The organism is Roseateles terrae (assembly GCF_014192155.1).
Taxonomy (GTDB): Bacteria; Pseudomonadota; Gammaproteobacteria; order Burkholderiales; family Burkholderiaceae_C; genus Roseateles; species Roseateles terrae.
On sequence record NZ_JACHXO010000008.1, the window covers coordinates 61,315 to 82,623 of the forward strand.

General features: G+C 65.2%; 20 protein-coding genes. 18 read left to right on the forward strand and 2 right to left on the reverse strand.

The window, feature by feature from the left end:
* Positions 1 to 28: 28 nt before the first annotated feature.
* Both FHS28_RS19625 and FHS28_RS19630 read right to left on the reverse strand, forming a co-directional pair.
* A complete protein-coding gene (locus FHS28_RS19625) occupies positions 29 to 871 on the reverse strand; it encodes a flagellin N-terminal helical domain-containing protein (RefSeq protein ID WP_088454764.1) in 843 nt (280 codons plus the stop codon).
* Between the two features lie 1,158 nt (positions 872 to 2,029).
* The gene (locus FHS28_RS19630) at positions 2,030 to 2,869 is read right to left on the reverse strand and encodes a flagellin N-terminal helical domain-containing protein (protein WP_088454759.1); all 840 of its coding nucleotides are present in this window, start codon (positions 2,867 to 2,869) and stop codon (positions 2,030 to 2,032) included.
* 523 nt (positions 2,870 to 3,392) lie between these two features.
* Here FHS28_RS19630 and FHS28_RS19635 point away from each other — a divergent pair.
* The 18 genes from FHS28_RS19635 (at position 3,393) to FHS28_RS19720 (ending at position 21,282) form a co-directional block, all read left to right on the forward strand.
* Positions 3,393 to 3,902: a tetratricopeptide repeat protein gene (locus FHS28_RS19635; RefSeq protein ID WP_184295246.1), complete on the forward strand. Its 510-nt coding sequence runs from the start codon at positions 3,393 to 3,395 to the stop codon at positions 3,900 to 3,902.
* 444 nt (positions 3,903 to 4,346) lie between these two features.
* Positions 4,347 to 4,670, forward strand: a complete 324-nt coding sequence (flhD, locus tag FHS28_RS19640; RefSeq protein WP_088454761.1) for a flagellar transcriptional regulator FlhD — start codon at positions 4,347 to 4,349, stop codon at positions 4,668 to 4,670.
* Positions 4,671 to 4,716: 46 nt separating this feature from the next.
* On the forward strand, positions 4,717 to 5,253 hold the full coding sequence (gene flhC / locus FHS28_RS19645) for a flagellar transcriptional regulator FlhC (RefSeq protein ID WP_184295249.1): 537 nt from the start codon (positions 4,717 to 4,719) through the stop codon (positions 5,251 to 5,253).
* Between the two features lie 12 nt (positions 5,254 to 5,265).
* Positions 5,266 to 6,369, forward strand: coding sequence for a glycosyltransferase family 2 protein (locus FHS28_RS19650; protein ID WP_088454777.1), 1,104 nt, complete (start codon positions 5,266 to 5,268; stop codon positions 6,367 to 6,369).
* 209 nt (positions 6,370 to 6,578) lie between these two features.
* A complete protein-coding gene (gene flhD / locus FHS28_RS19655; RefSeq protein WP_088454778.1) occupies positions 6,579 to 6,902 on the forward strand; it encodes a flagellar transcriptional regulator FlhD in 324 nt (107 codons plus the stop codon).
* Positions 6,903 to 6,950: 48 nt separating this feature from the next.
* Positions 6,951 to 7,487: a flagellar transcriptional regulator FlhC gene (gene flhC, locus FHS28_RS19660; protein ID WP_184295252.1), complete on the forward strand. Its 537-nt coding sequence runs from the start codon at positions 6,951 to 6,953 to the stop codon at positions 7,485 to 7,487.
* Between the two features lie 110 nt (positions 7,488 to 7,597).
* A complete protein-coding gene (locus FHS28_RS19665; RefSeq protein WP_184295255.1) occupies positions 7,598 to 8,413 on the forward strand; it encodes a class I SAM-dependent methyltransferase in 816 nt (271 codons plus the stop codon).
* Between the two features lie 131 nt (positions 8,414 to 8,544).
* On the forward strand, positions 8,545 to 9,402 hold the full coding sequence (gene motA / locus FHS28_RS19670) for a flagellar motor stator protein MotA (RefSeq protein WP_088453544.1): 858 nt from the start codon (positions 8,545 to 8,547) through the stop codon (positions 9,400 to 9,402).
* Between the two features lie 22 nt (positions 9,403 to 9,424).
* Positions 9,425 to 10,369, forward strand: coding sequence for a flagellar motor protein MotB (motB, locus tag FHS28_RS19675; RefSeq protein ID WP_088453545.1), 945 nt, complete (start codon positions 9,425 to 9,427; stop codon positions 10,367 to 10,369).
* A 64-nt stretch (positions 10,370 to 10,433) separates the two neighbouring features.
* Entirely contained in the window at positions 10,434 to 10,826 is a 393-nt protein-coding gene (gene cheY / locus FHS28_RS19680) for a chemotaxis response regulator CheY (protein ID WP_058934552.1), read from the forward strand.
* Between the two features lie 18 nt (positions 10,827 to 10,844).
* Positions 10,845 to 11,483 (forward strand): protein phosphatase CheZ, encoded by a 639-nt coding sequence (locus FHS28_RS19685; protein ID WP_088453546.1) that lies wholly within the window; start codon positions 10,845 to 10,847, stop codon positions 11,481 to 11,483.
* A 206-nt stretch (positions 11,484 to 11,689) separates the two neighbouring features.
* Entirely contained in the window at positions 11,690 to 12,889 is a 1,200-nt protein-coding gene (gene flhB / locus FHS28_RS19690; RefSeq protein ID WP_088453547.1) for a flagellar biosynthesis protein FlhB, read from the forward strand.
* 23 nt (positions 12,890 to 12,912) lie between these two features.
* Positions 12,913 to 15,012 (forward strand): flagellar biosynthesis protein FlhA, encoded by a 2,100-nt coding sequence (gene flhA / locus FHS28_RS19695; protein ID WP_088453548.1) that lies wholly within the window; start codon positions 12,913 to 12,915, stop codon positions 15,010 to 15,012.
* Positions 15,009 to 16,721: a flagellar biosynthesis GTPase FlhF gene (gene flhF, locus FHS28_RS19700; RefSeq protein ID WP_088453549.1), complete on the forward strand. Its 1,713-nt coding sequence runs from the start codon at positions 15,009 to 15,011 to the stop codon at positions 16,719 to 16,721. Before flhA ends, flhF begins: the two co-directional genes overlap by 4 nt.
* 184 nt (positions 16,722 to 16,905) lie before the next feature.
* Entirely contained in the window at positions 16,906 to 17,724 is an 819-nt protein-coding gene (locus FHS28_RS19705; RefSeq protein ID WP_088453550.1) for a MinD/ParA family ATP-binding protein, read from the forward strand.
* 23 nt (positions 17,725 to 17,747) lie between these two features.
* Positions 17,748 to 18,461, forward strand: coding sequence for an RNA polymerase sigma factor FliA (locus FHS28_RS19710; RefSeq protein ID WP_088453551.1), 714 nt, complete (start codon positions 17,748 to 17,750; stop codon positions 18,459 to 18,461).
* Positions 18,462 to 18,601: 140 nt separating this feature from the next.
* The gene (locus tag FHS28_RS19715) at positions 18,602 to 19,987 is read left to right on the forward strand and encodes a methyl-accepting chemotaxis protein (RefSeq protein WP_088453552.1); all 1,386 of its coding nucleotides are present in this window, start codon (positions 18,602 to 18,604) and stop codon (positions 19,985 to 19,987) included.
* 14 nt (positions 19,988 to 20,001) lie between these two features.
* Complete coding sequence (locus FHS28_RS19720; protein WP_088453553.1) at positions 20,002 to 21,282, forward strand: DUF445 domain-containing protein; 1,281 nt, start codon at positions 20,002 to 20,004, stop codon at positions 21,280 to 21,282.
* The last annotated feature ends 27 nt before the right edge of the window (positions 21,283 to 21,309 follow it).

A 21,309-nucleotide genomic window follows, 5' to 3' on the forward strand; every position in this document is an offset into this window, starting at 1 on the left:
CTGAGGCCCGGCGGCGACTGCGGCTCGATCAGCTGCGCAGGAGGGACAGCACCTGCTGCGGCAGCTGGTTGGCCTGGGCCACCATGGTGTTGCCGGCCTGTTGCAGGATCTGCGCACGGCTGAGGTTGGCGGTTTCGGCCGCGAAGTCGGCATCCATGATCCGGCTGCGAGCGGCGGTCTGGTTTTCGACCGAGATCTGCAGGTTGGAGATGATGGCGTCGAAGCGGTTCTGCGAAGCGCCCAGGACAGCGCGCTGGCCGCTCACGGTCTTGATGGCGGCATCGATGTTGTCGATGACGGTCGCCAGCGTGGCCGGGGTGGACGCGTTGTCGATGGTGCCGCCGGTCACCGAGGTGATGGTGGCATCTTGGGTGAGGTCGGTGGTGACGACGTCCACCGAGTCGTTGGCCGTCGTGTTGGCACCGATCTGGAAGGTCTGGGTGCCGGCATCGGCGGCGAGGATGGCCTTGCCGTTGAAGGTGGTGCCACCCAGCACACGACCGATTTCTTCACCCAGCTGGGCGTATTCGCGGCCGATGGAGTCCAGGTCGGACGTGGTGTTGGTGGCGTTGCGGGCCTGGACGGCCAGTTCACGCATGCGCTGCAGGGAGTCACCGACCTTGGAGAGGGCACCTTCCGCCGTTTGCGAGAGGGAGATGCCGTCGTTGGCGTTGCGAACCGCGACGTTCATGCCGCGCACCTGGGCGTTCATGCGTTCGGCGATGGCCAGACCGGCGGCGTCGTCCTTCGCGGAGTTGACGCGCATACCGGAGGACAGGCGCTGCATGGAAGTCGCCAGAGACGACTGCGACGAGCTGAGGTTGCGCTGAGCGTTCAGGGAAGCCAGGTTGGTGTTGATGATCTGAGCCATGATCAAAATCCTTTCAGTTGCGTAGACCTTGTCGGTCCGTGTCGGATGAAACTTGTCCGACGGGGCCGGACCACGAGGTCCTTGCTAGACATTGCGGACCCGTTGAACCTGTTATCGGGTCGGGGCTGAAAAGACTTGAGGGGGAAAATTCGGGCCGGGGTGTAACGGCGCGCCCAGGATGTGAATTCATGGGCGTTTGGAGGGGGTTGTCGGAGAAATGGGGGGTGAATCCCTGGCCTTTCTTCGATTCAACCGGGGGCGTGGGGCGCCCGGAGTGGACAGGTTACCGAGGCCCTCCAGGCGCGTGGCAGGCGAGGGCGGGAAGGACGCGGTCCCGGTGAGAACCCCGGCAGCGCCACCGATGTCTAGGGCAGCAGCGCAGGGCTCTCCGGTGCTCCCACCGGGACGGACGTTTTCCTCTTCCTCTTTTTGTTCTCTGTCTTCAATGCGTTGGGCGGGCTGGATGGAGCAAGACTGAGGACTGAATGAAGTCGTTTTTAGACCGAGGCCTGCGCTCCGAAGTCGCCGTCCTGGGACCCGTTTGCTTCATGGCCCGGGCCAGTGGCCCGGGCGTTCGGTAGGCTCAAACAGTCCACCGGACTGTTTGAGTCCGACCTCACTATTCCTGTCCGGCTCCGCCGGCCATTCCCTTCTTTACTTCCGCAAACGGGCCCCAGTCCGGCTCATTCTTCGGATCAGTGGGCCTGCCACGGTTGTCTTCTCTTCATTCATTACCTGCGAGGTCCGCGTGTGACCCCGTCCTGCCACGGGCAGTGCGCTGGCAGGCCGCAACTTCCCTCATCAAGACCTTCCGGCCTCCATCAGGCAGCGCGCCTCGCTCCGGCCAGAGCCGTAGCAGGGCATTCAATCAAAGACCGGCTTCATTCAAAGACCGGGCAGACGCTCATTGAGAGCAAGCGTCCGCCCCGTCTCTGTCGCCACAGACGTTCGCCGCACCCCGCAAGCCGGGCACTACTCCATCCATCGCACAGGTCGATGCACTTGCGGGGGCGGGGAACACCGTACGTTGTGGCGCAGGGTGTGGCCGCAGGGGCGCCGTCGCAGGCGCAGCCAGGCCCGGAAGATCCAGGCGAGGCGCGGGCTGCGAAGGAGAGGGCCGAGGCCCCGTCCTTCATCCGGCGCTTGCGGTCGGGCCGATCAGCGCAGCAGGGCCAGCACTTGCTGGGGAGCCTGGTTCGCCTGGGCGATCATGGCGTTGCCAGCCTGTTGCAGGATCTGCGCACGGCTCAGGTTCGCGGTCTCAGACGCGAAGTCCGCATCCATGATCCGGCTGCGAGCCGCCGTCTGGTTCTCCACCGAGATCTGCAGGTTGGAGATGATGGCGTCGAAACGGTTCTGCGAAGCACCCAGCTTGGAACGCTCACCCGACACGGTCTTGATGGCCGAGTCAATGTTGTCGATCACCGTGGCCAGGTCGGACGTGGTGGACGCGTTGGTGATGGCGCCGCCGGTCACCGCAGTGATGGTGGTGTCGGTCGTCATGTTGGTCGTGACCACGTCCACCGAGTCATTCGACGTCGTGTTGGCGCCGATCTGGAAAGTCTGGGTGCCAGCGTCCGTCGCCAGAATGGCGCGGCCGTTGAAGGTGGTGCCGCCCAGCACGCGCTGGATTTCAGAACCCAGCTGCGCATATTCCTGACCGATCGAATCCAGGTCAGACGTGGTGTTGGTGGCGTTACGGGCCTGCACCGCCAGTTCACGCATACGCTGCAGCGAGTCACCCACCTTGGACAGCGCGCCTTCAGCCGTTTGCGACAGCGAGATGCCGTCGTTGGCATTGCGCTGGGCCACGTTCATGCCGCGCATCTGCGCTTGCATGCGGTCCGCAATCGCCAGACCGGCAGCGTCGTCCTTGGCGGAGTTGACGCGCAGGCCGGAAGACAGGCGCTGCATCGAAACAGCCAACGAGCTCTGGCTGGTAGAGGTATTGCGCTGAGCGTTCAGCGACAGCAGGTTGGTGTTGATGACTTGGGCCATGTTTTGCTCCTAACAGCAATCTAGAAATACATACCGGCAAAAGTGCCGAACCACACAGGAGTTGTGCCAGTCCGGCGCTAGTCAACCCATCTCGCCCCCGCCCCTCCCTGGGGCCTGGACGCCTGGCCTTCTAACCGGACGACGTGTCTGCAAGCAGACCCGTTGTTTTGGTTGTCGGCACAGTCGCCATAGAACTTGAGGGCTGTTTGTCAAGACACCTGAAAACTTGAAAAGAGGGTCTGACAACAGGCTTTTCTGCGTTTGACTTTTGGCGGGAGCTTCGCCCCTGCCGCCAGTCAATGCGACGGACACACCTGATTAACGGCATCCGCGCCCGGCAATGAAGGGATTGGCCGGTGATTCCGCCGCTTTTCGTGTGCTTGATCACAAGAGCCTCCCCCTAAAGTCCTTCCCAGCGTTGCCGAGCCCGGTGGCGCACCCCGTCACCCTGGGGATGCCATCACCGCGATGTGCGGTAGTTGTCATGTCCCAGTGATCCTTGCTGACCCACATGGAGAGGTCTATGCCGCTGCACACCGCCCAATCCGCGAACCCGACGATCGGCCAGGCACGGTCCGCCGCGTCCATCGTGTCCACCCCGTCGACCGACGGCGTGAGCCGCATTCAGCCCGGTTCCCACGAAGCCATGCTGTTGCTGGCCCAGGCCCGCAATGCCGCGTTCGAACAGGCCGCACTGGGCCGCCTCGGTGAAGGGGTGAACCTTCTGTGCAATGCACTGGAAATCGAACCGACCAGCGTGGACCTGATGTCTGACGTGGCCGCGCTGCTGCTCTCGGCCGGTCAGCTGGCCGATGCCGCGCTGTATGCCCATCAGGCCATCCAGATCCAGCCGCAGCACGCCCCCAGCCTCTATACGCTGGCCTTTGCGCTGTCCGGTCTGGGTGAAGTGAAGGCCGCCATCGAAGTGCTGACCACCCTGTGCCAGGGTGAAGCCGCCGAGATGCTCAAGCGCGAAACCCCGGAGCTGGCTCCGCTGGTGGCCACCGAACTGCGTCGCCTGCAGATGACCTGAGGGCGCCGTGTGACAAAGTGCCGCTTTGACGGGCCCTCAGGGCTCGCAGGCGGCCGATCCGGGCGGTGAGACGCCACGGCCGGTGTCACCCGCTGACGTATTTTTGTGATCCGCCGTCGTGCGGATCGCGCTCAGGCGCCAAGCCTGGCGCACCGGCCCCGACAGGGGGCCCTCGACTGACTGACGTCCGCCAGCCTCTGCGCGCGACGTGTCAGCCACGCTGGAAGTCCCAGCCCACCGGGCTTGCGCGCACTTCCGATGCGGTCGCCAGCGTGACCGGTCTCCCCTGGACTGTCTGCCGCGCCTGTCAGCGTGTAGGAAGTGCGCTGACACGCCGGTCGGCGCGTTCCCTAGCTCGCATCTGGTGTCACCCTGATGTTGTCGGCCTCGATGAATCCGCAGAATTCAATCCAACGCAGCCACAACGCCCCCCAGGAGAGCCCCATGAATGCAGACCAGATCCTCGCCGAGATTCGCGAAGCCAACCTGTCCTATCTGATGCTGGCGCAGAGCCTCATTCGCACGGACCGCGAACAGGCGCTGTTCCGCCTGGGCATCTCGGAAGACACCGCCATCCTGCTCACCACCCTGAGCCCCGCCCAGATGATGAAGATGGCCGCCAGCAACACGCTGCTGTGCCGCTTCCGCATGGACGACGATCTGGTCTGGAACCTGCTGACCAGCCACGGCAAGCCGGCTGCGAACGATTCGGTCTCCCGCCTGCACGCTTCGATCCTGATGGCCGGTCGCCATCACGAAGCCGCCTGATCGAACGTCGCCCCGTCCCCTGAATTCCAGTTCCGAGAGGTTTCCCATGCGCACCAAGTCCATCCTGACCGAAGCCAAGCAGATCGAACGCGCCGTGACGCTGATCAACCTTGGCGCTCGCCTGCAGGTGCTGGAGTCGGAAACCGATCTGAGCTATGAGCGTTTGCTGCGTCTGTACAAGGAAGTCTCGGGCAAGAGCCCGAGCAAGGGCCAACTGCCGTTCTCGACCGATTGGTTCATGAGCTGGCAACCCAACATCCATGCGAGCCTGTTCATGAACATTCATGAATACCTGAACAAGGTGGCCGAGATGGACGAGATCGACACCGTGATCAAGGCCTACCAGCTCTACCAGGAGCACACCCAGGCCCAGAACCTGGAGTCGCTGCTGTCGGTGACCCGCGCCTGGCGCCTCGTCAAGTTCGTGGACAACGGCATGCTGACGCTGACCAAGTGCAGCAAGTGCCACGGTCACTTTGTCACCCACCCCCACGAAGTGGCCAAGCACTATGTGTGTGGCCTGTGCAACCCGCCGGCACGTGCGGGTAAGGGCAAGGCCGCTGGCGGTCTGCAATTGAACTGATACGGTCGCTTCATGTCCACCCGTTGGCGTACCTGCCTGGTCGTCATCGCCAGGAATGAGGCCGCCCACATCGGGCGGCTGCTGGACAGTGTCCGCCCGTGGTTGGACGACATGCTGGTGCTGGACACCGGCTCGACCGACGACACCGCCGTGCGCGCCGCGCAGGCGGGTGCCCGCGTGGCCCATGCGCCGTGGCCGGATGACTTCGCTCAGGCGCGCAACACCGCGCTCGATCTTGCGAACGCCGATTGGCATCTGGTGCTGGACGCCGATGAATGGCTGATCAGCGGCGGGGAAGCGCTGGAGGCCCTGCGTCAAACCGCGCCCGATTTCGTCGGCACCGTCGCGCTGGAGGACCACTTCGACGACGGGGTGGCCCACACGCGCCTGAGTCGTCTGTTGCCGGGCGACGTGCGTTATGCCGGGCGCATCCATGAGCAGCCGGTGCATCAACGGCCGGTGTACGCCGTACCTCTCCATATCGGTCACGATGGCTACCTCAGTGCGCGTCTGCGCGACAAGGCAGGACGCAATCGTCGCCTTCTGGAGGCCGCCATCGCGGATCAGCCTGCCAGCGCCTACCTCTGGTATCAGCTTGGCAAAGACTGCTCGGTGTACAACAACTATGCCGAGGCCGAAGACGCCTTCGCGAACTGCGCAGGGTTGCTCCCCAGTGACGCGTGGCCGATGTGCAATGCCGAGGACGGCGCAGCCGGTGCTCACCCCGCGCCCGCTACAGCCCCCGCCTGGTGGCCCGATCTGGTCGCACGTCGGCTCTTCGGCCTCAAGCGGCTGGGTCGCCATGCGGACGGCGTCGTGTTCGCGGACGGCCAGCTGGCCATTTGCGAGTCCTCACCCGATGTGTTCTTCGCGCTCGGAGACCTGCTGCTCGACTGGGCGGCCGAGGATCCGGGCCAGGCCGACGTCCTGCTGCCGATGATGGAGGACGCCTGGCGGCGCTGTCTGCTGCTGGGTGAGCAGCCGGACCAACCGGGCGCGGTCGCCGGCCGCGGCAGTTACCTTGCGGCGCACAACCTGGCGCTGGTCCTGGAAGGGACGGGGAGGGCGGAAGAGGCCCAGGCACTGCGGGAGCAGTTTCCAGCGCCTCGTTCGTGACGTGATTGGCAGAAAAGCAGGGTCCCCATGGCGCTGATCTGGCAGCTTGTAGGAAGTTCCCTGACACCGCCGTCGTCCTGCGCCCTAAGAAAGGCATAGAAGCCCCCTGATGTCGGCTTTGTTTCTCGTTCTCTACAGTTCAACCCATGCCGCGACGTCACCACGACGACGCAACAGACGGCCCCCAACACAGACCTGAGGTAAACGAGATGAACGCTGACCAGATCCTCGCTGAAATCCGCGAAGCCAACCTGTCCTACCTGATGCTGGCGCAGAGCCTCATCCGCTCGGACCGCGAGCAGGCCCTGTTCCGCCTGGGCATCTCCGAAGAAACGGCCACGCTGCTGAACACCCTGAGCCCCGCTCAGATGATGAAGGTCGCTGCCGGCAACACGCTGCTGTGCCGCTTCCGCATGGACGACGACCTGGTCTGGGGCCTGCTGACCAGCCACGGCAAGCCTGCCGCGAACGAATCGGTCTCCCGCCTGCACGCTTCGATTCTGATGGCCGGTCGCCATCACGAAGCGGCCTGATCGACCGTCGCCCCGTTCCCTGAATTCCCCAGTTCCGAGAGGTTTCCCATGCGCACCAAGTCCATCCTGACCGAAGCCAAGCAGATCGAACGCGCCGTGACGCTGATCAACCTTGGCGCTCGCCTGCAGGTGCTGGAGTCGGAAACCGATCTGAGCTATGAGCGTTTGCTGCGTCTGTACAAGGAAGTCTCGGGCAAGAGCCCGAGCAAGGGCCAACTGCCGTTCTCGACCGATTGGTTCATGAGCTGGCAACCCAACATCCATGCGAGCCTGTTCATGAACATTCATGAATACCTGAACAAGGTGGCCGAGATGGACGAGATCGACACCGTGATCAAGGCCTACCAGCTCTACCAGGAGCACACCCAGGCCCAGAACCTGGAACCGCTGCTGTCGGTGACCCGCGCCTGGCGCCTCGTCAAGTTCGTGGACAACGGCATGCTGACGCTGACCAAGTGCAGCAAGTGCCACGGTCACTTTGTCACCCACCCCCACGAAGTGGCCAAGCACTATGTGTGTGGCCTGTGCAACCCGCCGGCACGTGCGGGCAAGGGCAAGGCGGCTGGCGGCCTGCAAATGCACTGAGCGCAGTGACCACGCCGTCACCCACCCAGACGACATCCCAAGGCGTTGCCGCTGGCCGGCGGCGCCTTGAATCCCGCACAATCGTTTTGCCTTCACCCTCGACCGTCGGCTTGAACGATCCCTACGCACCTCCGCCTTCGGAGGACTCCCCGGCAGCCCGTGCGGACACCCGCGACGAAGCGCTGCCGCCCGCCTGGCGCTGGCCGGCGCATGCGCTGGCCTGCTGGGCGACCTGCTGGGCCGTCTGGCGGGCCTTCGGGCCGGACTGGCCGGCCGCAGTGGTCAGCATCGGTCTGGGGCTGATCTTCGCCGGGCTGTACCACCAGCCCTGGCGGCGCGCCATCGTGGCAGGCGGCTTCCCGCTGGCCCTGCTGGTCAGCGGCGCGCCGCTGCCCGGCTGGGTCTGGCTGATTCCCCTGGCCATCCTGCTGGTCGCCTATCCGCGCCGAGGCTGGTCCGACGCGCCGCTGTTTCCCACCCCTCATGACGCGCTGAAGGCACTGCCGACCGTGCTGACGCTGCGTGAACAAGCGCACGTTCTCGACGCCGGCTGTGGTTTGGGCGATGGATTGGTAGCGCTTCGCCGCGCTTATCCCGCCGTGCAACTGCACGGGATTGAATACAGTCCGTTCCTGTGGCTGCTGGCTCGGCTGCGCTGCCGCTGGGCCACCGTGTCCCGGGGCGACCTCTGGGCCCAGTCGTGGCGGGAGATGGACCTGGTCTACCTGTTCCAGCGTCCCGAGTCCATGCCGCGGGCACTGGACAAGGCGCTGGCCGAAATGCCTGCAGGCCGCTGGCTGGTGAGCCTGGATTTCCCGCTGCCGGGGCAGACCGCCCATGCGCAGCTGGAGACCGGGACCCGCCACCGGCTGCATGTCTACCGGATCGAGGACCTGACGCCCGAGTCAGCGCGCGAGGTTCGGTAGCCCCGGCAGTCGAGGCAGACCGGACAGTCGCCAAAAGACCGCTCAAGCCCTCGGGGCCCTCGGTCGATATGAGATGAGACGGGTCGTGCCGGCAACGGTCGCGGCGGAATTTTCAGGACGGAACCACTTCCATGTTTGTCATCATTGGTTGGGTGCTCGCGTTGGCTTGCATCTTCGGCGTGTTCATCGCGCACGGAGGAAACATCAGCGTGGTGCTGCATGCACTGCCGTTTGAGATGACCACCATCTTCGGTGCGGCCATCGGCGGCATGCTGGCCACCAATCCCCCCAAGGTCATGAAGGCCACCATGAAGGGATTGGGGGAATGCTTCAAGGGCAGCAAATACACCAAGGCCCGCTACATGGAGCTGCTGGCACTGCTCTACGACATCCTTCAAAAGGCTCGCAAGGAGGGCCTGATGTCGATCGAAAAGGATGTGGAAGATCCGCACAGCTCGCCGCTCTTCCAGAAGTACCCCACCGTTGGCAACGACCACCATGTTGCGGAATTCATCACGGATTACCTGCGCATGATGGTGTCGGGCAACCTCAATGCCCATGAGATCGAGTCGCTGATGGACGCCGAGATCGATACCCATCACCATGAAGCCTTCCTGGCGGTGCAGGCGATTCAGCGTCTGGCCGGTGGCCTCCCGGCCTTCGGGATCGTCGCCGCGGTGCTGGGCGTGGTGAACACCATGGGCTCGGTGGGGCAACCCCCGGCGGTGCTGGGCGGCATGATCGGCTCCGCCCTGGTCGGTACCTTCCTGGGTATTTTGCTGGCCTATGCATTCGCCGAGCCGCTGGCCGGTGCGCTGGAGGCCAAGGTGGACGAAGCCGGCAAGGAATTGCAGTGCATCAAGACGACCCTTCTGGCGTCGATGCAGGGATATGCACCGCAGGTGGCCATCGAGTTTGGCCGCAAGGTGCTGTATTCCACCGAACGTCCGACCTTCGCCGAGCTCGAAGGCCACGTGAAGAAGAAGTAACCCAGGCCGCAAGGACTTCACCATGGCCGGAGACGCCAAAAAACTTCAGCCCATCATCATCAAGCGCGTCAAGAAGGGCGGCCATGCCGCTCACGGCGGCGCCTGGAAGATCGCCTATGCCGACTTCGTGACGGCGATGATGGCCTTCTTCCTGCTGATGTGGCTGCTCGGCTCCACCACCGAGGGCGACAAAAAGGGCATTGCCGACTATTTCGCCTCGCCGCTGAAAGTGGCCATGTTTGGCGGTTCCGGCTCCGGCGATGCCTCCCACATCATCAAGGGTGGCGGTCAGGATCTCACCCGCCAGACCGGTCAGGTCAAGGCCGGCGATGTGGAATCTCCTCGAAAGACAGTGAATTTGAAGGCCTTGAAGGAAGAGCAGCGCCGCGCTGAGCGGGTGAGGCTGCAACAACTCAAGGACAAGGTCGAAAAAATCATTGCCGACAACCCAAAAATTGCGGCATTAGGTGGACAAATACGGCTGGACATGACCCGCGAGGGCTTGCGCATCCAAATCGTGGACGAGAATAATCGTCCTATGTTTGACAGTGGCAGTGCCGTGGTGAAGCCGTATATGCGCGAGCTGCTCCAGGAACTGGGGGGAGTACTGTCCGAGGTGCCCAACCGGCTGACGCTGGAAGGTCATACGGACTCCCAACCGTTTTCTGGCGGTGAGCGTGGATACAGCAACTGGGAGCTGTCCGCCGACCGTGCCAACGCCTCGCGACGCGAGCTGCTGGCGGGCGGTCTGCCGGACAGCCGGGTACTGCGCGTGCAGGGTCTGGCTTCCAGCAAGTTGCTCGACACCAAGGATTCAAAAAGCCCGGTCAATCGCCGCATCAGCATCATCGTGATGAATCGCGATGCTGAAGATGCAGTCCTGAAGAACTTGACGGATGATGAAGACGCCCCGAGCGAAGCAGCCAGCGAACCGATGGCTGCGGGTTCGGCAGCAGCGGGCCGGTAACCCGCGGCGCCTTTGAATTCCCGTATATCGCCCCAAAGCCCTCCAGTCCCCTCAGAGGAACGCCATGAGCACTGACATGAAATTCTTGATCGTCGATGACTTCTCGACCATGCGCCGGATCGTGCGCGGTCTGCTGAAGGAAATCGGCTACAACAACGCCGAAGAGGCGGAAGATGGCGTCGAGGCCCTGAGCATGCTGAAACAGGCGAAATACGATTTCGTCGTCAGTGACATCAACATGCCCAACATGAATGGCTTTGAACTGCTCAAGGCCATCAAGGAAGACGCCAGCCTGAAGCACCTGCCGGTGCTGATGGTGACCGCCGAAGCCCGCAAGGAAGACATCGTGCTGGCCGCCCAGAGTGGCGCCGCCGGCTACATCGTCAAGCCCTTCACCAAGGCGACGCTGGAAGAAAAAGTCCAGAAGATCATGCAGAAACTGGCCGCTGCGGCCTGACGCGTTGGGAGTCCCACCATGCAGATGGAAGAGTTGGCCAAACTGAGTCAGAACGCCACCGAGCCCTTGTCGGTGTCGCCCGAGGTTTTTCAGCAGCTGGGCAATATCACCCGGGTGCTGCATGACACCATGCAGCAACTGGGTGTCATGCCCAAGCTGCAGGTGGCGACGGACGGCCTGCCCGATGCGCGCAGCCGCCTGACCTACATTGCCACCAAGACGGCCGATGCTGCCAACAAGGTGCTGAATCACGTGGACCAGGCCAAGGCCGAGCACGCCCGCATTTCTGCGGCTGCCAACGCCATGGCCCAGGCCATCACCGCCGACCCGGTCAAGGCCGTGGCCACCGGTGCGGTGTTCAACTTCGTCAAGGAAGTCGAAGAATCGACCTCCAAGATCGACAACCACCTGACCGACATCATGATGGCGCAGGACTTCCATGACCTCACCGGTCAGGTCGTCGCCAAGGTGGTCACGCTCGCCAATGACCTGGAAGACAGCCTGGTCAAGCTGCTGGTGCAGGTGGTGCCGCCGGAGCAGCGCGAGAAGGTGGACCCGAGCATCCTGCAGGGCCCGGTCGTGAACCCGGAAGGCCGTACCGATGTGGTGAGCAACCAGTCGGAAGTGGACGACCTGCTGGCGTCCCTGGGCTTCTGACCCTCCGGCGCGCGGCCCCGCGCCGCCGCCCGTCGAACAAGGAGATCTTCGGATCTCCTTTTTTTTGGGCCGCCGGGCCCGGCATGCCTGCCGCCCACCGGCGCAGAAGAGCCGCCCCTTTCCCCCCTTTATCCGGCTAAAGCCCGGACCCTGCTCGCCGAACAATGGCGGTGCTGCGGCATGGTGTCGCAGACCTTCACCCCGCCATGGCCGACCAAGACGCACAAGACCGCAACTTACCCGCCTCGCAGAAGAAGATCGAAAGGTCTCGCGAGGAAGGGCAGCTGCCGCGTTCCCGCGACCTGCCGCACTTCACCGTGATGGCCACGGGCGGGGCGATGATGGTCATGGGCATGCCAATGGCGGTGGAGCGCATGCAGCGCATGCTGGAAGGCTCGTTGCGTTTTGACGCCGAACAGCTGCGCACGGCCGGCATGATGACCGAACGCCTGTCGGGCCTGACCTGGCAGGCGTTTGCGCTGGCACTGCCGGCGCTGCTGATCCTGAGCGTGGCCGCCATCGCAGGCCATCTCGCCGGAGGCGGCTGGAACTTCACCATGAAGCCGCTGGCCCCGAAGTTCTCCCATCTCAATCCGCTCAGCGGTTTCGGCCGGCTGTTCCAGTGGCAGAACCTGACGCAGGCGCTGAAGGCCTGCCTGCTGGCGCTGGTGCTGGGCATCATCGGCGCCCTGGCGCTGAAGGACCGCGTCGCCGGCTTCATCGGCATCATGTCGGTGCCGCTGCCCTCGGCCCTGGCCTTCGCCGGCCAGCAACTGATGGGCGGCCTGATGCTGCTGGGCCTGGCCCTGTTCCTGTTCGCCGCCATCGACCTGCCGCTGCAGCGCTTCATGTACCTCAAGCGCCTGAAGATGTCGCGCGAAGAGGCGAAGAATGAAATGAAGGAAGCCGAGGGCAACCTGGAGATGAAGCATCGCATGCGCCAGAAGGCTCGCGAGCTGATCAAGCGCCAGATGCTGGCCGCGGTGCCCAAGGCCGACCTGGTGGTGATGAACCCGACCCACTATGCGGTCGCCATCCAGTACGACGAAACCAAGATGGGCGCCCCACGGGTCGTGGCCAAGGGCCTGGACCTGATGGCCTTCAAGATCCGCGACCTCGCCAAGGACAACAAGGTGCCGGTGCTGCGCGCGCCGGCCCTGGCCCGTGCCCTGTACGCGCATGCCGAGATCGACCGCGAAATTCCCGGCGCCCTGTTCGGTGCCGTCGCCCAGGTGCTGGCCTATGTCTACCAGCTCAAGGCGGCCCTGGCCGGCCGTGGCATGAGCCCGAACGAAGCGCCCAACCCGAGCGTGCCGGACGAACTCGATCCGCACAAGAAGCCGGGCTGGACCCCGCCTGCCGAGGAACAGGACGACCTGTTCACCGACGCCGCCCCGCAACCCTGACCCAGACACACGAAGGCTGAACCATGAACGAGCTGATGGCCCGTTTGCAAAACCTCCTGGGACCCCGCGCCGCGATCATCGGTGCGCTGGGGGCGCCGATCGCCGTCATGATGGTGCTGGCGATGATGGTGCTGCCGCTGCCGCCCTTCGCCCTGGACCTGTTCTTCACCTTCAACATCGCCATGGCCATCATGGTGATGATGGTGGCCTCGCACATGGTGCGGCCGCTGGACTTCGCCGCCTTCCCGACGGTGCTGCTGCTCACCACGCTGATGCGCCTGTCGCTGAACGTGGCCTCCACCCGCGTGGTGCTGATGGAAGGCCACACCGGCGCCGGCGCGGCCGGTCAGGTGATCGAGAGCTTTGGCCACTTCCTGATCGGCGGCAATTTCGCCGTCGGCCTGATCGTCTTCGCCATCCTGGTGGTGATCAACTTCATCGTGGTCACCAAGGGTGCGGAGCGGATCGCCGAAGTCGGCGCGCGCTTCACCCTGGATGCGATGCCCGGCAAGCAGATGGCGGTGGACGCCGACCTGTCCGCCGGTCTGATCGACGAGAAGGAAGCCAAGCGCCGCCGCGCCGAGCTGAGCGACGAAGCGGACTTCTTCGGCTCCATGGACGGTGCCAGCAAGTTCGTGCGCGGCGATGCCGTGGCCGGCATCCTGATCCTGTTCATCAACATCATCGGCGGCTTCATCATCGGCGTGGCCCAGCACGGGCTGTCCGCCGGCCAGGCCGCCGACAGCTACATCCTGCTGGCCGTCGGTGACGCGCTGGTCGCCCAGGTGCCGGCCTTGCTGATCTCGGTGGCGTCCGCCCTGGTGGTCTCCCGCGTGGGCAAGGACAAGGACGTCGGTTCGATGATCGGCAAGCAGGTCTTCGGCTCGACCAAGGCCGTGGGCATCACCGCCGGCGTGGTGGCCGTCCTGGGCCTGATCCCGGGCATGCCGCATCTGGTGTTCCTGATGATCGCCGGTGGCCTGGGTTACCTGGCCTACTGGATGCAGCAGAAGGAAGTGAAGGCCAAGGCCGCCGAAGCCGTCAAATCGGCAGCGCCGGCCGCGGGTGCCCCGAATCCGGATGCCGAAGCCTCCTGGGAAGACGTCGCCCCGGTCGACACCCTGGGCCTGGAAGTGGGCTACCGCCTGATCGCCCTGGTGGACAAGAGCCGCGAAGGCGACCTGCTCAGCCGCATCAAGGGCGTACGCCGCAAGTTTGCGCAGGACGTCGGTTTCCTGCCCCCGTCGGTGCACATCCGCGACAACCTGGAGCTGCGCCCGAGCCAGTACCGCGTCACCCTGCGCGGGGCGGTCATCGGAGAAGCCGAGGCCTACCCCGGCATGTGGCTGGCGATCAACCCCGGGCATGCCACCCAGAAGCTGATCGGCACCCAGACCACCGACCCCGCCTTCGGACTTCCGGCGGTCTGGATCGAAGACCGGCAAAGGGAAATGGCACAAATGGCAGGCTTTACGGTCGTTGATTGCGCGACCGTGGTGGCCACACATCTCTCACACTTGATGCAAGTTCACGCGGCCCGACTCCTGGGCCGGGTGGAAACCCAGCAGCTGGTGGAACACCTCACCAAGCAAGCGCCTCAGTTGATCGAAGACGTGATTCCCAAAATGGTCAATATCGCCAACCTGCAACGAGTCCTCCAGTTCCTGCTGGAAGAGGGCGTGCACATCCGCGATATGCGTTCCATTGTGGAAAGCCTGGCCGAAAACGCCGGCATGACCTCGGACCCGGCCGAGCTGGCCCGCCGCATCCGCATCCACATCGCTCCGGCGATCGTGCAGCAGATCTACGGACCCGCGAAGGAACTGGACGTCATTGCCCTCGAACCCGAACTGGAGCGTCTGGTGACTCAGGCCTTGAATTCCCCGCACGGCGCTGCCCTGGACCCTGGCGTGGCTGACACGCTGGCCCGCAGTGCCGCGCAGACCGCCCAGTCTCAGGAAGACCGTGGCCTGCCTGCCTGTCTGCTGGTTCCCGACCTGATCCGCGCTCCCCTGGCCCGGCTCCTCAAGCGCGCTGCGCCGCGTCTGAAGGTGCTGGGTCATAGCGAGATCCCGGAAACGCACACTATCCGCATCGGCTCCATCATCGGAGGCACGGCATGAACGTCAAGCGATTTACCGCCCGCAACACCCGCGAAGCCATGAACCTGGTCCGCCAGGCTTTTGGCGACGACGCCGTGGTGCTGTCCAACAAGCCCTGCCCCGAAGGGGTGGAAGTGCTGGCCATGGCGCCGGAGGGCATGTCGCAGATCGAGCGTGTGGCCGCGACCGCGCCGCGGGTGGCCGCACCGCGCCAGCCAGCGCCGCAAGCGTCTGCCCGTGCTGAAGCGCAGCCGCGCCAGGCCGTGAAGCAGCGCCTGTCGGCCCGGCAGGAGCCCGGCTTTGCCAACAGCCAGCCGCCGTCCATCGGTGACGATGTGAATGCGATGGCGATGAGCACGCTGTCCTTCCAGGACTACGTCCGGGAACGCATGCTCAAGCGCCGTGCCGCCGAAATGAGCGGCCTGCCCGATCCGATGATGGACGCGCCGGAACCGAGCCCGATGCAGATGCAGGAATCGGTGGCCTCGATGATGGCCGCCCGTGACCAGCGCGCCCGCAGCGCCATGCAGACGCTGGGCGCCCGTCGTGTGGACGACGGCCAGGGTTACGCCGCCGCGCCTGCGCATCAGCACGGCCACCAGCAGCCTCATCACCCGGCTCAGCAGCCGCAGCATCACCAGCAGCAAGGCGCCCAGCGCATCGTGCCGCCGGTGCTGCGCGACGAGATCCGTGTCAATCACCCGGCGCAGTCCCAGGACCTGGGCGGCTTCGGCGTGCCGGGCCTGGACCAGATGCCAGCCCGCCGCGAGCAGGACATGATGACCGAGCTGCGCGCCATGAAGGGCCTGATCGAGGAGCGCTTCGGTGCCCTGGCCTTCATGGAAAAGCTGCAGCGCCAGCCGACGCAGGCCCGCCTGACCCAGAAGCTGCTGGACGCCGGTTTCTCGCCGGCCCTGGTGCGCAAGCTGGTGGAAGGCCTGCCGGCTCACCTGACCGAAGAATCCGACTGGACCGCCTGGGCCGGCAACGTGCTGTCGCGCAATGTCGCCACCGCCGAGCAGATGCCGGCGCTGGAAGACCAGGGCGGCGTGTTTGCGATGATCGGCTCGACCGGCGTGGGCAAGACCACGACGACCGCCAAGATCGCCGCCGCCTTCGCCACCAAGTACGGTGCCAGCCAGCTCGGCCTGATCACCCTGGATGCCTACCGGATCGGCGCCCACGAGCAGCTGCGTGCCTACGGCCGCATCCTCGGCGTGCCGGTGCACACCGCGCATGACCGCGCTTCGCTGGAAGACCTGCTCGACCTGCTGGCTGCCAAGAAGATGGTGCTGATCGACACCGCCGGTACCGCCCAGCGGGACAGCCGCACCGCCGAACTGCTGGACATGCTGGCGCACCGCAACATCAAGCGCATTTTGGTGGTCAATGCCGCCCAGCAGGGCGAGACCATCGAAGACGTGGTCCAGGCCTGGCGCGGCAGCGAAGCCCAGGGCGTGATCCTCTCCAAGATTGATGAGGCGGTGAAGCTCGCACCGGCCCTGGATACGGTGATCCGTCACAAGCTGCGGGTGCTGGGCGTGGCCAACGGCCAGCGGGTGCCGGAAGATTGGCATCGCCTGTCGTCGCAGGCCCTGGTGCAGCGGGCGCTGCGCAGCCAGGGACCGTCGGCCTGGCGCATGGATGCCTCGGACGTCAACCTGATCTTCGCCTCCGGCTCGGTGCCGGGCGCGTCGGCCGGGCCCGTCTCGGCGATGGGATTGAATTGATTGTCCAGTCGCACCTGTCGCCTCCGGCGGGGACACCGCCGCTGGCACAAGTGCGCAAACGCCCTCCGGGTGTCCGGGGGATGGACTTGAAAAGCAGGGTGTTTTCCCCGTTCAATGCAGTCTGGGGAGACGGCACTCACAGCGACACTTCCGGTAACGGATCAGACCCAACACAGAGCAGCCCATGCGCGACCCGATGAGCCTCAGCAATGCGCCCAAGGACCAGGCCGACGGCCTGCGCCGACTGTTTGCCACCGCCCGCGTCCGCGTGGTGCCGGTGGTGAGCAACCCGCATGTGGTGGGCAGCGGTGCGCTGCTGGAAGGCCTGTGCGCCGCGTTTGGCGAACTGGGCCTGCACACGCTGGTGGTGGATGCCGGTGAACAGGCGGTGGCCGCCTCCGAACTCGCCGCGGTCGATCTCGCCGCCTGTGTCGAGCCGCTGTCGGCCCGGGTGTCCTTCCTGGCCGCGCGGGGTCTGCCGATGCGGTATGTCAACGCCAACGGCTCCGCCGCCCAGTTCCTGGAAGCCGTGACCGATGCGGCGCCCTTTGCCGATGTCGTGCTGTTGCATGCCAGCGCGGCGGAGCTCTCCCGGGTGCTGGTGTCGCGCGAAGTGCGGCCGGTGCTGCTGGCCGATACCGATGTACAGAGCGTCACCCATGCCTACGCGGGCATGAAATGGCTGACGCAGCGCGCCGGCCTGATGGTCTACAGCCTGCTGCTGGCCTGCTCGCCGCAGCTGCGTCTGGCCGAGCGCATTGCCCAGCAGCTCTCCAGCTGCGGGGATGGTTTCCTCGGAGCGGTGCTGCGGGAATGGAGCTGCCTGGATCCCAAGCAGCCGGTCTCCGCGCCGCTGAGCCCTGAACTTCGCCACATGGCGCGGGAACTGCTGCTGGCTTCGGTGCCGGGCGCCGCGCTGGACAGCGCCGCCGAAGCCATGCCGCTGCGTCCGCGTCCGATGTGGCAACCGCCTGCCACCCGTGCGCAGGTGTCGTCCCACTGAGTATCCGGGTCTTGGAGACAAGCATGTATACCGCCAAGGGCCAACTCGACAACAACACCCTGATCCGCCAGTACAGCCCGCTGGTGCGCCGCCTGGCGCATCAGATGATTGCCAAGCTGCCGGCCAATGTGGAACTGGATGACCTGATCCAGGTCGGTCTCATCGGCCTGACCGATGCGCTGTCGCGCTTCGACACCGCGCAGGGCGTGCAGTTCGAGACCTTCGCCACCCAGCGCATTCGCGGCGCCATGCTCGACGAACTGCGGGGCTCCGACTGGATGAGCCGCGGCAGCCGCCGTCAGCAGCGCTCGATCGAATCCGCGGTGCACAAGCTGGAGCAGAAGCTCGGCCGTGCGCCGCAGGAATCGGAAATCGCCGAAGAGATGGGCATCAGCCTGGGGGAATACCAGGACATGCTCTCCAAGGTGCGCGGCACGCAGCTGGTGTATCTGGAGGACATCTCCGGCGACGACGACAGCGACGATTATCTGGACCGGCATGTCGGCGACGACACGGCCGACCCGATGAGCATGCTGCGCGACCACCGCATGCGCGAAGCGCTGGTGGAGGCGATCAAGAACCTGCCCGAGCGGGAAGGCTACGTCATGTCGATGTATTACGAGCACGACATGAACCTCAAGGAAATCGCTGCGGTGTTGAAGGTGACCGAATCCCGCGTGTGCCAGTTGCACAGTCAGGCGATTGCCCGCTTGCGCGTCAAGCTGCGCGACTGGTAAAAGAGGCCGCAGGGGCTGACCGCAAAGACGACGCCCCCGGGCGTGTGGCTTGCCGTGTCGCCGGACCGGCGGCAACCAGCCCCAACAGCTCCTGCATAGGCCGCTCACCCTGGGCGGCCCGGGAGCCATAAGGAGCGGCGATGTGGGAGACATGGCGCCGGCGTGGACCGAAAGACGGCTCCACGCCTGACGCGAGCAGGGCCGTACCCGGTACGGCCGCAGGCAGCAGCAACGAATCCAATCAGACCACCCGGGTGGTGCGTGAGCTATCCGGCGGCGTGTCCCGTCTGGGCCGCGACGCCGCCGAAGTGCGCGGCTTGCTGGAAGACACACAGAAGGTCGTGCTGTCCCAGGCCCAGGCCATGCAGGCGCTGGGCAGCGAGCTGGACCAGGTCCGGCATGCGCAGGACGCCATCAACCAATCCACTTCCCAGACGCGTGAAGCGGTGGCCCGCGCTCGGGTCGCACTGGCGGGCGTGGGGGATGAGGTGGGCGGCATCGTCGCGACGCTGCGGCAGGTCTCCGATGCGGCGTCCGACATCACCCGCATTGCGCTGCAGACGCGCCTCGTCGCCTTCAATGCTTCGGTTGAAGCCAGGCGCGCCGGCGAGGCCGGACGCGGTTTCGGTGTGGTGGCCGATGCGGTGAAGGATCTGGCCGCGCAGGTGGAAGCGTCGTCCAAGGCCATCATGGGCACCGTCGGCACGCTCGACACCCGCATTGAGGCCTTCAGCCGCGAGCTGCATGCCAATGGCGGTGCGGACGGGGTGGCGCAAAGCACCATCCACCGCGCCTTCGCCGATGTGGAAACCGATGTCGATCTGATCTCCCGCTCCGCGCAGCAAAGCCAGCTGACGACGCAACAGCTGGCCGAACGTTCCGGCGTGCTGGGCCAGGAGATTCAGCAGGCGATGCAAAAGCTCGAATCCGCATTTGCCTGCAGTGACCGTTTCCTGCGCCTGTCCGAACAGATGATCGAGCAGATCGCCTCCAGCGGGGTGGCGGTGGACGATTCCCCGTACATCGAAGCGGCGCAGCAGGCTGCGGCCGAGATCAGCGCCTTGCTGGAGCAGGCGCTCTCGGCCCGGCGCATTGACGCCAGCGCGCTGTTCGACGAGCAATACCAGCCGATGTCCGGCACCGATCCGCAGCAGTTCCGCACCCGCTTCACCGAGCTGGCGGATCAGCTCTTCCCTGCGGTGCAGGAACGCATGCTGACCTTCTCGGACAAGGTGGTGTTCTGCATCGCAGTGGACCGCAACGGCTATGTGGCCACCCACAACCGCCGTTACTGCCATCCGCAGCGGGCGGGCGAGACCGCCTGGAATACCGCCAACAGCCGGTACCGACGCATCTTCAATGACCGCACCGGCCTGGCTTCGGCGCGCAACCAGCGACCCTTCCTGCTGCAGACCTACCGCCGCGACATGGGCGGGGGCCAGTTTGTGCTGCTCAAGGAAGCCTCGGCGCCGATCACCGTGGCCGGCCGCCACTGGGGCGGCCTGCGGCTCGCCTTCGGCTTTTGAGTGGAGGCTCGCGAATGACCGATCCCGCGCAGCGCCTGCGGGACCTGCGGCGCATGCAGGGTGTCGCCCTCGGTGCGCTGGGCCTGTCCCTGTCCGGACTCGGTGTGAGTGTGGCGATGGGCGGGCAGGGCGGCTGGGGCTGGTTCCAGTCCTTCTGCGAGGCGGCGACCGTCGGCGGGTTGGCAGACTGGTTTGCCGTCACCGCGCTGTTCCGGCATCCCCTGGGCCTGCCGATTCCCCACACCGCGCTGATCCCGCAAGGCAAGCATCGCATTGCGGACAGCCTCGCCAGCTTCGTGCGCGACAACTTCCTCCATCCCGATGTGCTGCTGGCCAAGCTGGAGCGCTTCAATCCGGCGCAGCGGCTGGGGGAGTGGCTGGCCTCCGCCGAGCATCAGGCGCAGGTGGCCAGCTCGGCGCGGAGCATGGCGCTGGAAGCGCTGTCGCTGCTGAATGAAGAATCGGTGCGGCGTGCACTGGGCGAGTTCCTGCTCAGGCGCGCGATGTCGTGGAATGCCACAGCCACCGCGGCCGGCGTGCTGGATGTGCTGACCGATGCGGGCCGGCATCAGCAGGTGCTCGATGGGGCGCTGGAGAAGCTGCGTGACTATCTGGCCACGCCGGAGGTGCGCACGCTGGTGGCGGCGCGGCTGGTGAAGTTCTCTCGGGCGCAGTGGCCCAAGGTGACGTCGGTGGTGGACGCCTTGTCCAGCGTCGACAAGATGGCCGACAGCCTGTCGGACAAGCTGGCGCTGCAACTGGTGGAAGAAGTGCAGGAAGCACTGTCGCAGCCGGACCATCAGGTGCGGCGTGAGTTCGACGTGTGGATCCACGACTTCATCCAGCGCCTGCGCGACGATGAGAAATTCGCGCAGGACATCAATGCGCTGAAGGACCGGGTCGTGCAGAGCCCCGATGTCCGCGCCTATCTGGACGGTCTATGGCTCGAGCTGCGGGCCGGCATCGAAGCCGACATCCGCCGTGACGACTCCGCACTGCTGCGCCATCTGGTGCAGTCGCTCCATGCACTGTCGCAGCGCATGGCGCACGATGAAGGCCTGACGCAGGCGATCAATGACCACCTGCTATCGATGGCGGGTCATCTGGTGACGCGCCTGCGCGGCGGCGTCACCGATCACATCGCCACCACGATGAAGGCCTGGGACGATCGCAGCCTGGTGCGTCAGATCGAGCTGAGCGTGGGCCGCGACCTGCAGTTCATTCGCCTCAATGGCACGCTGGTGGGCGGTGCCATCGGGCTGCTGCTGCATGCATTGAAGGCCTGGCTGCAATAGCGCGTCTCGCGCCTCGCGCCCCACCGG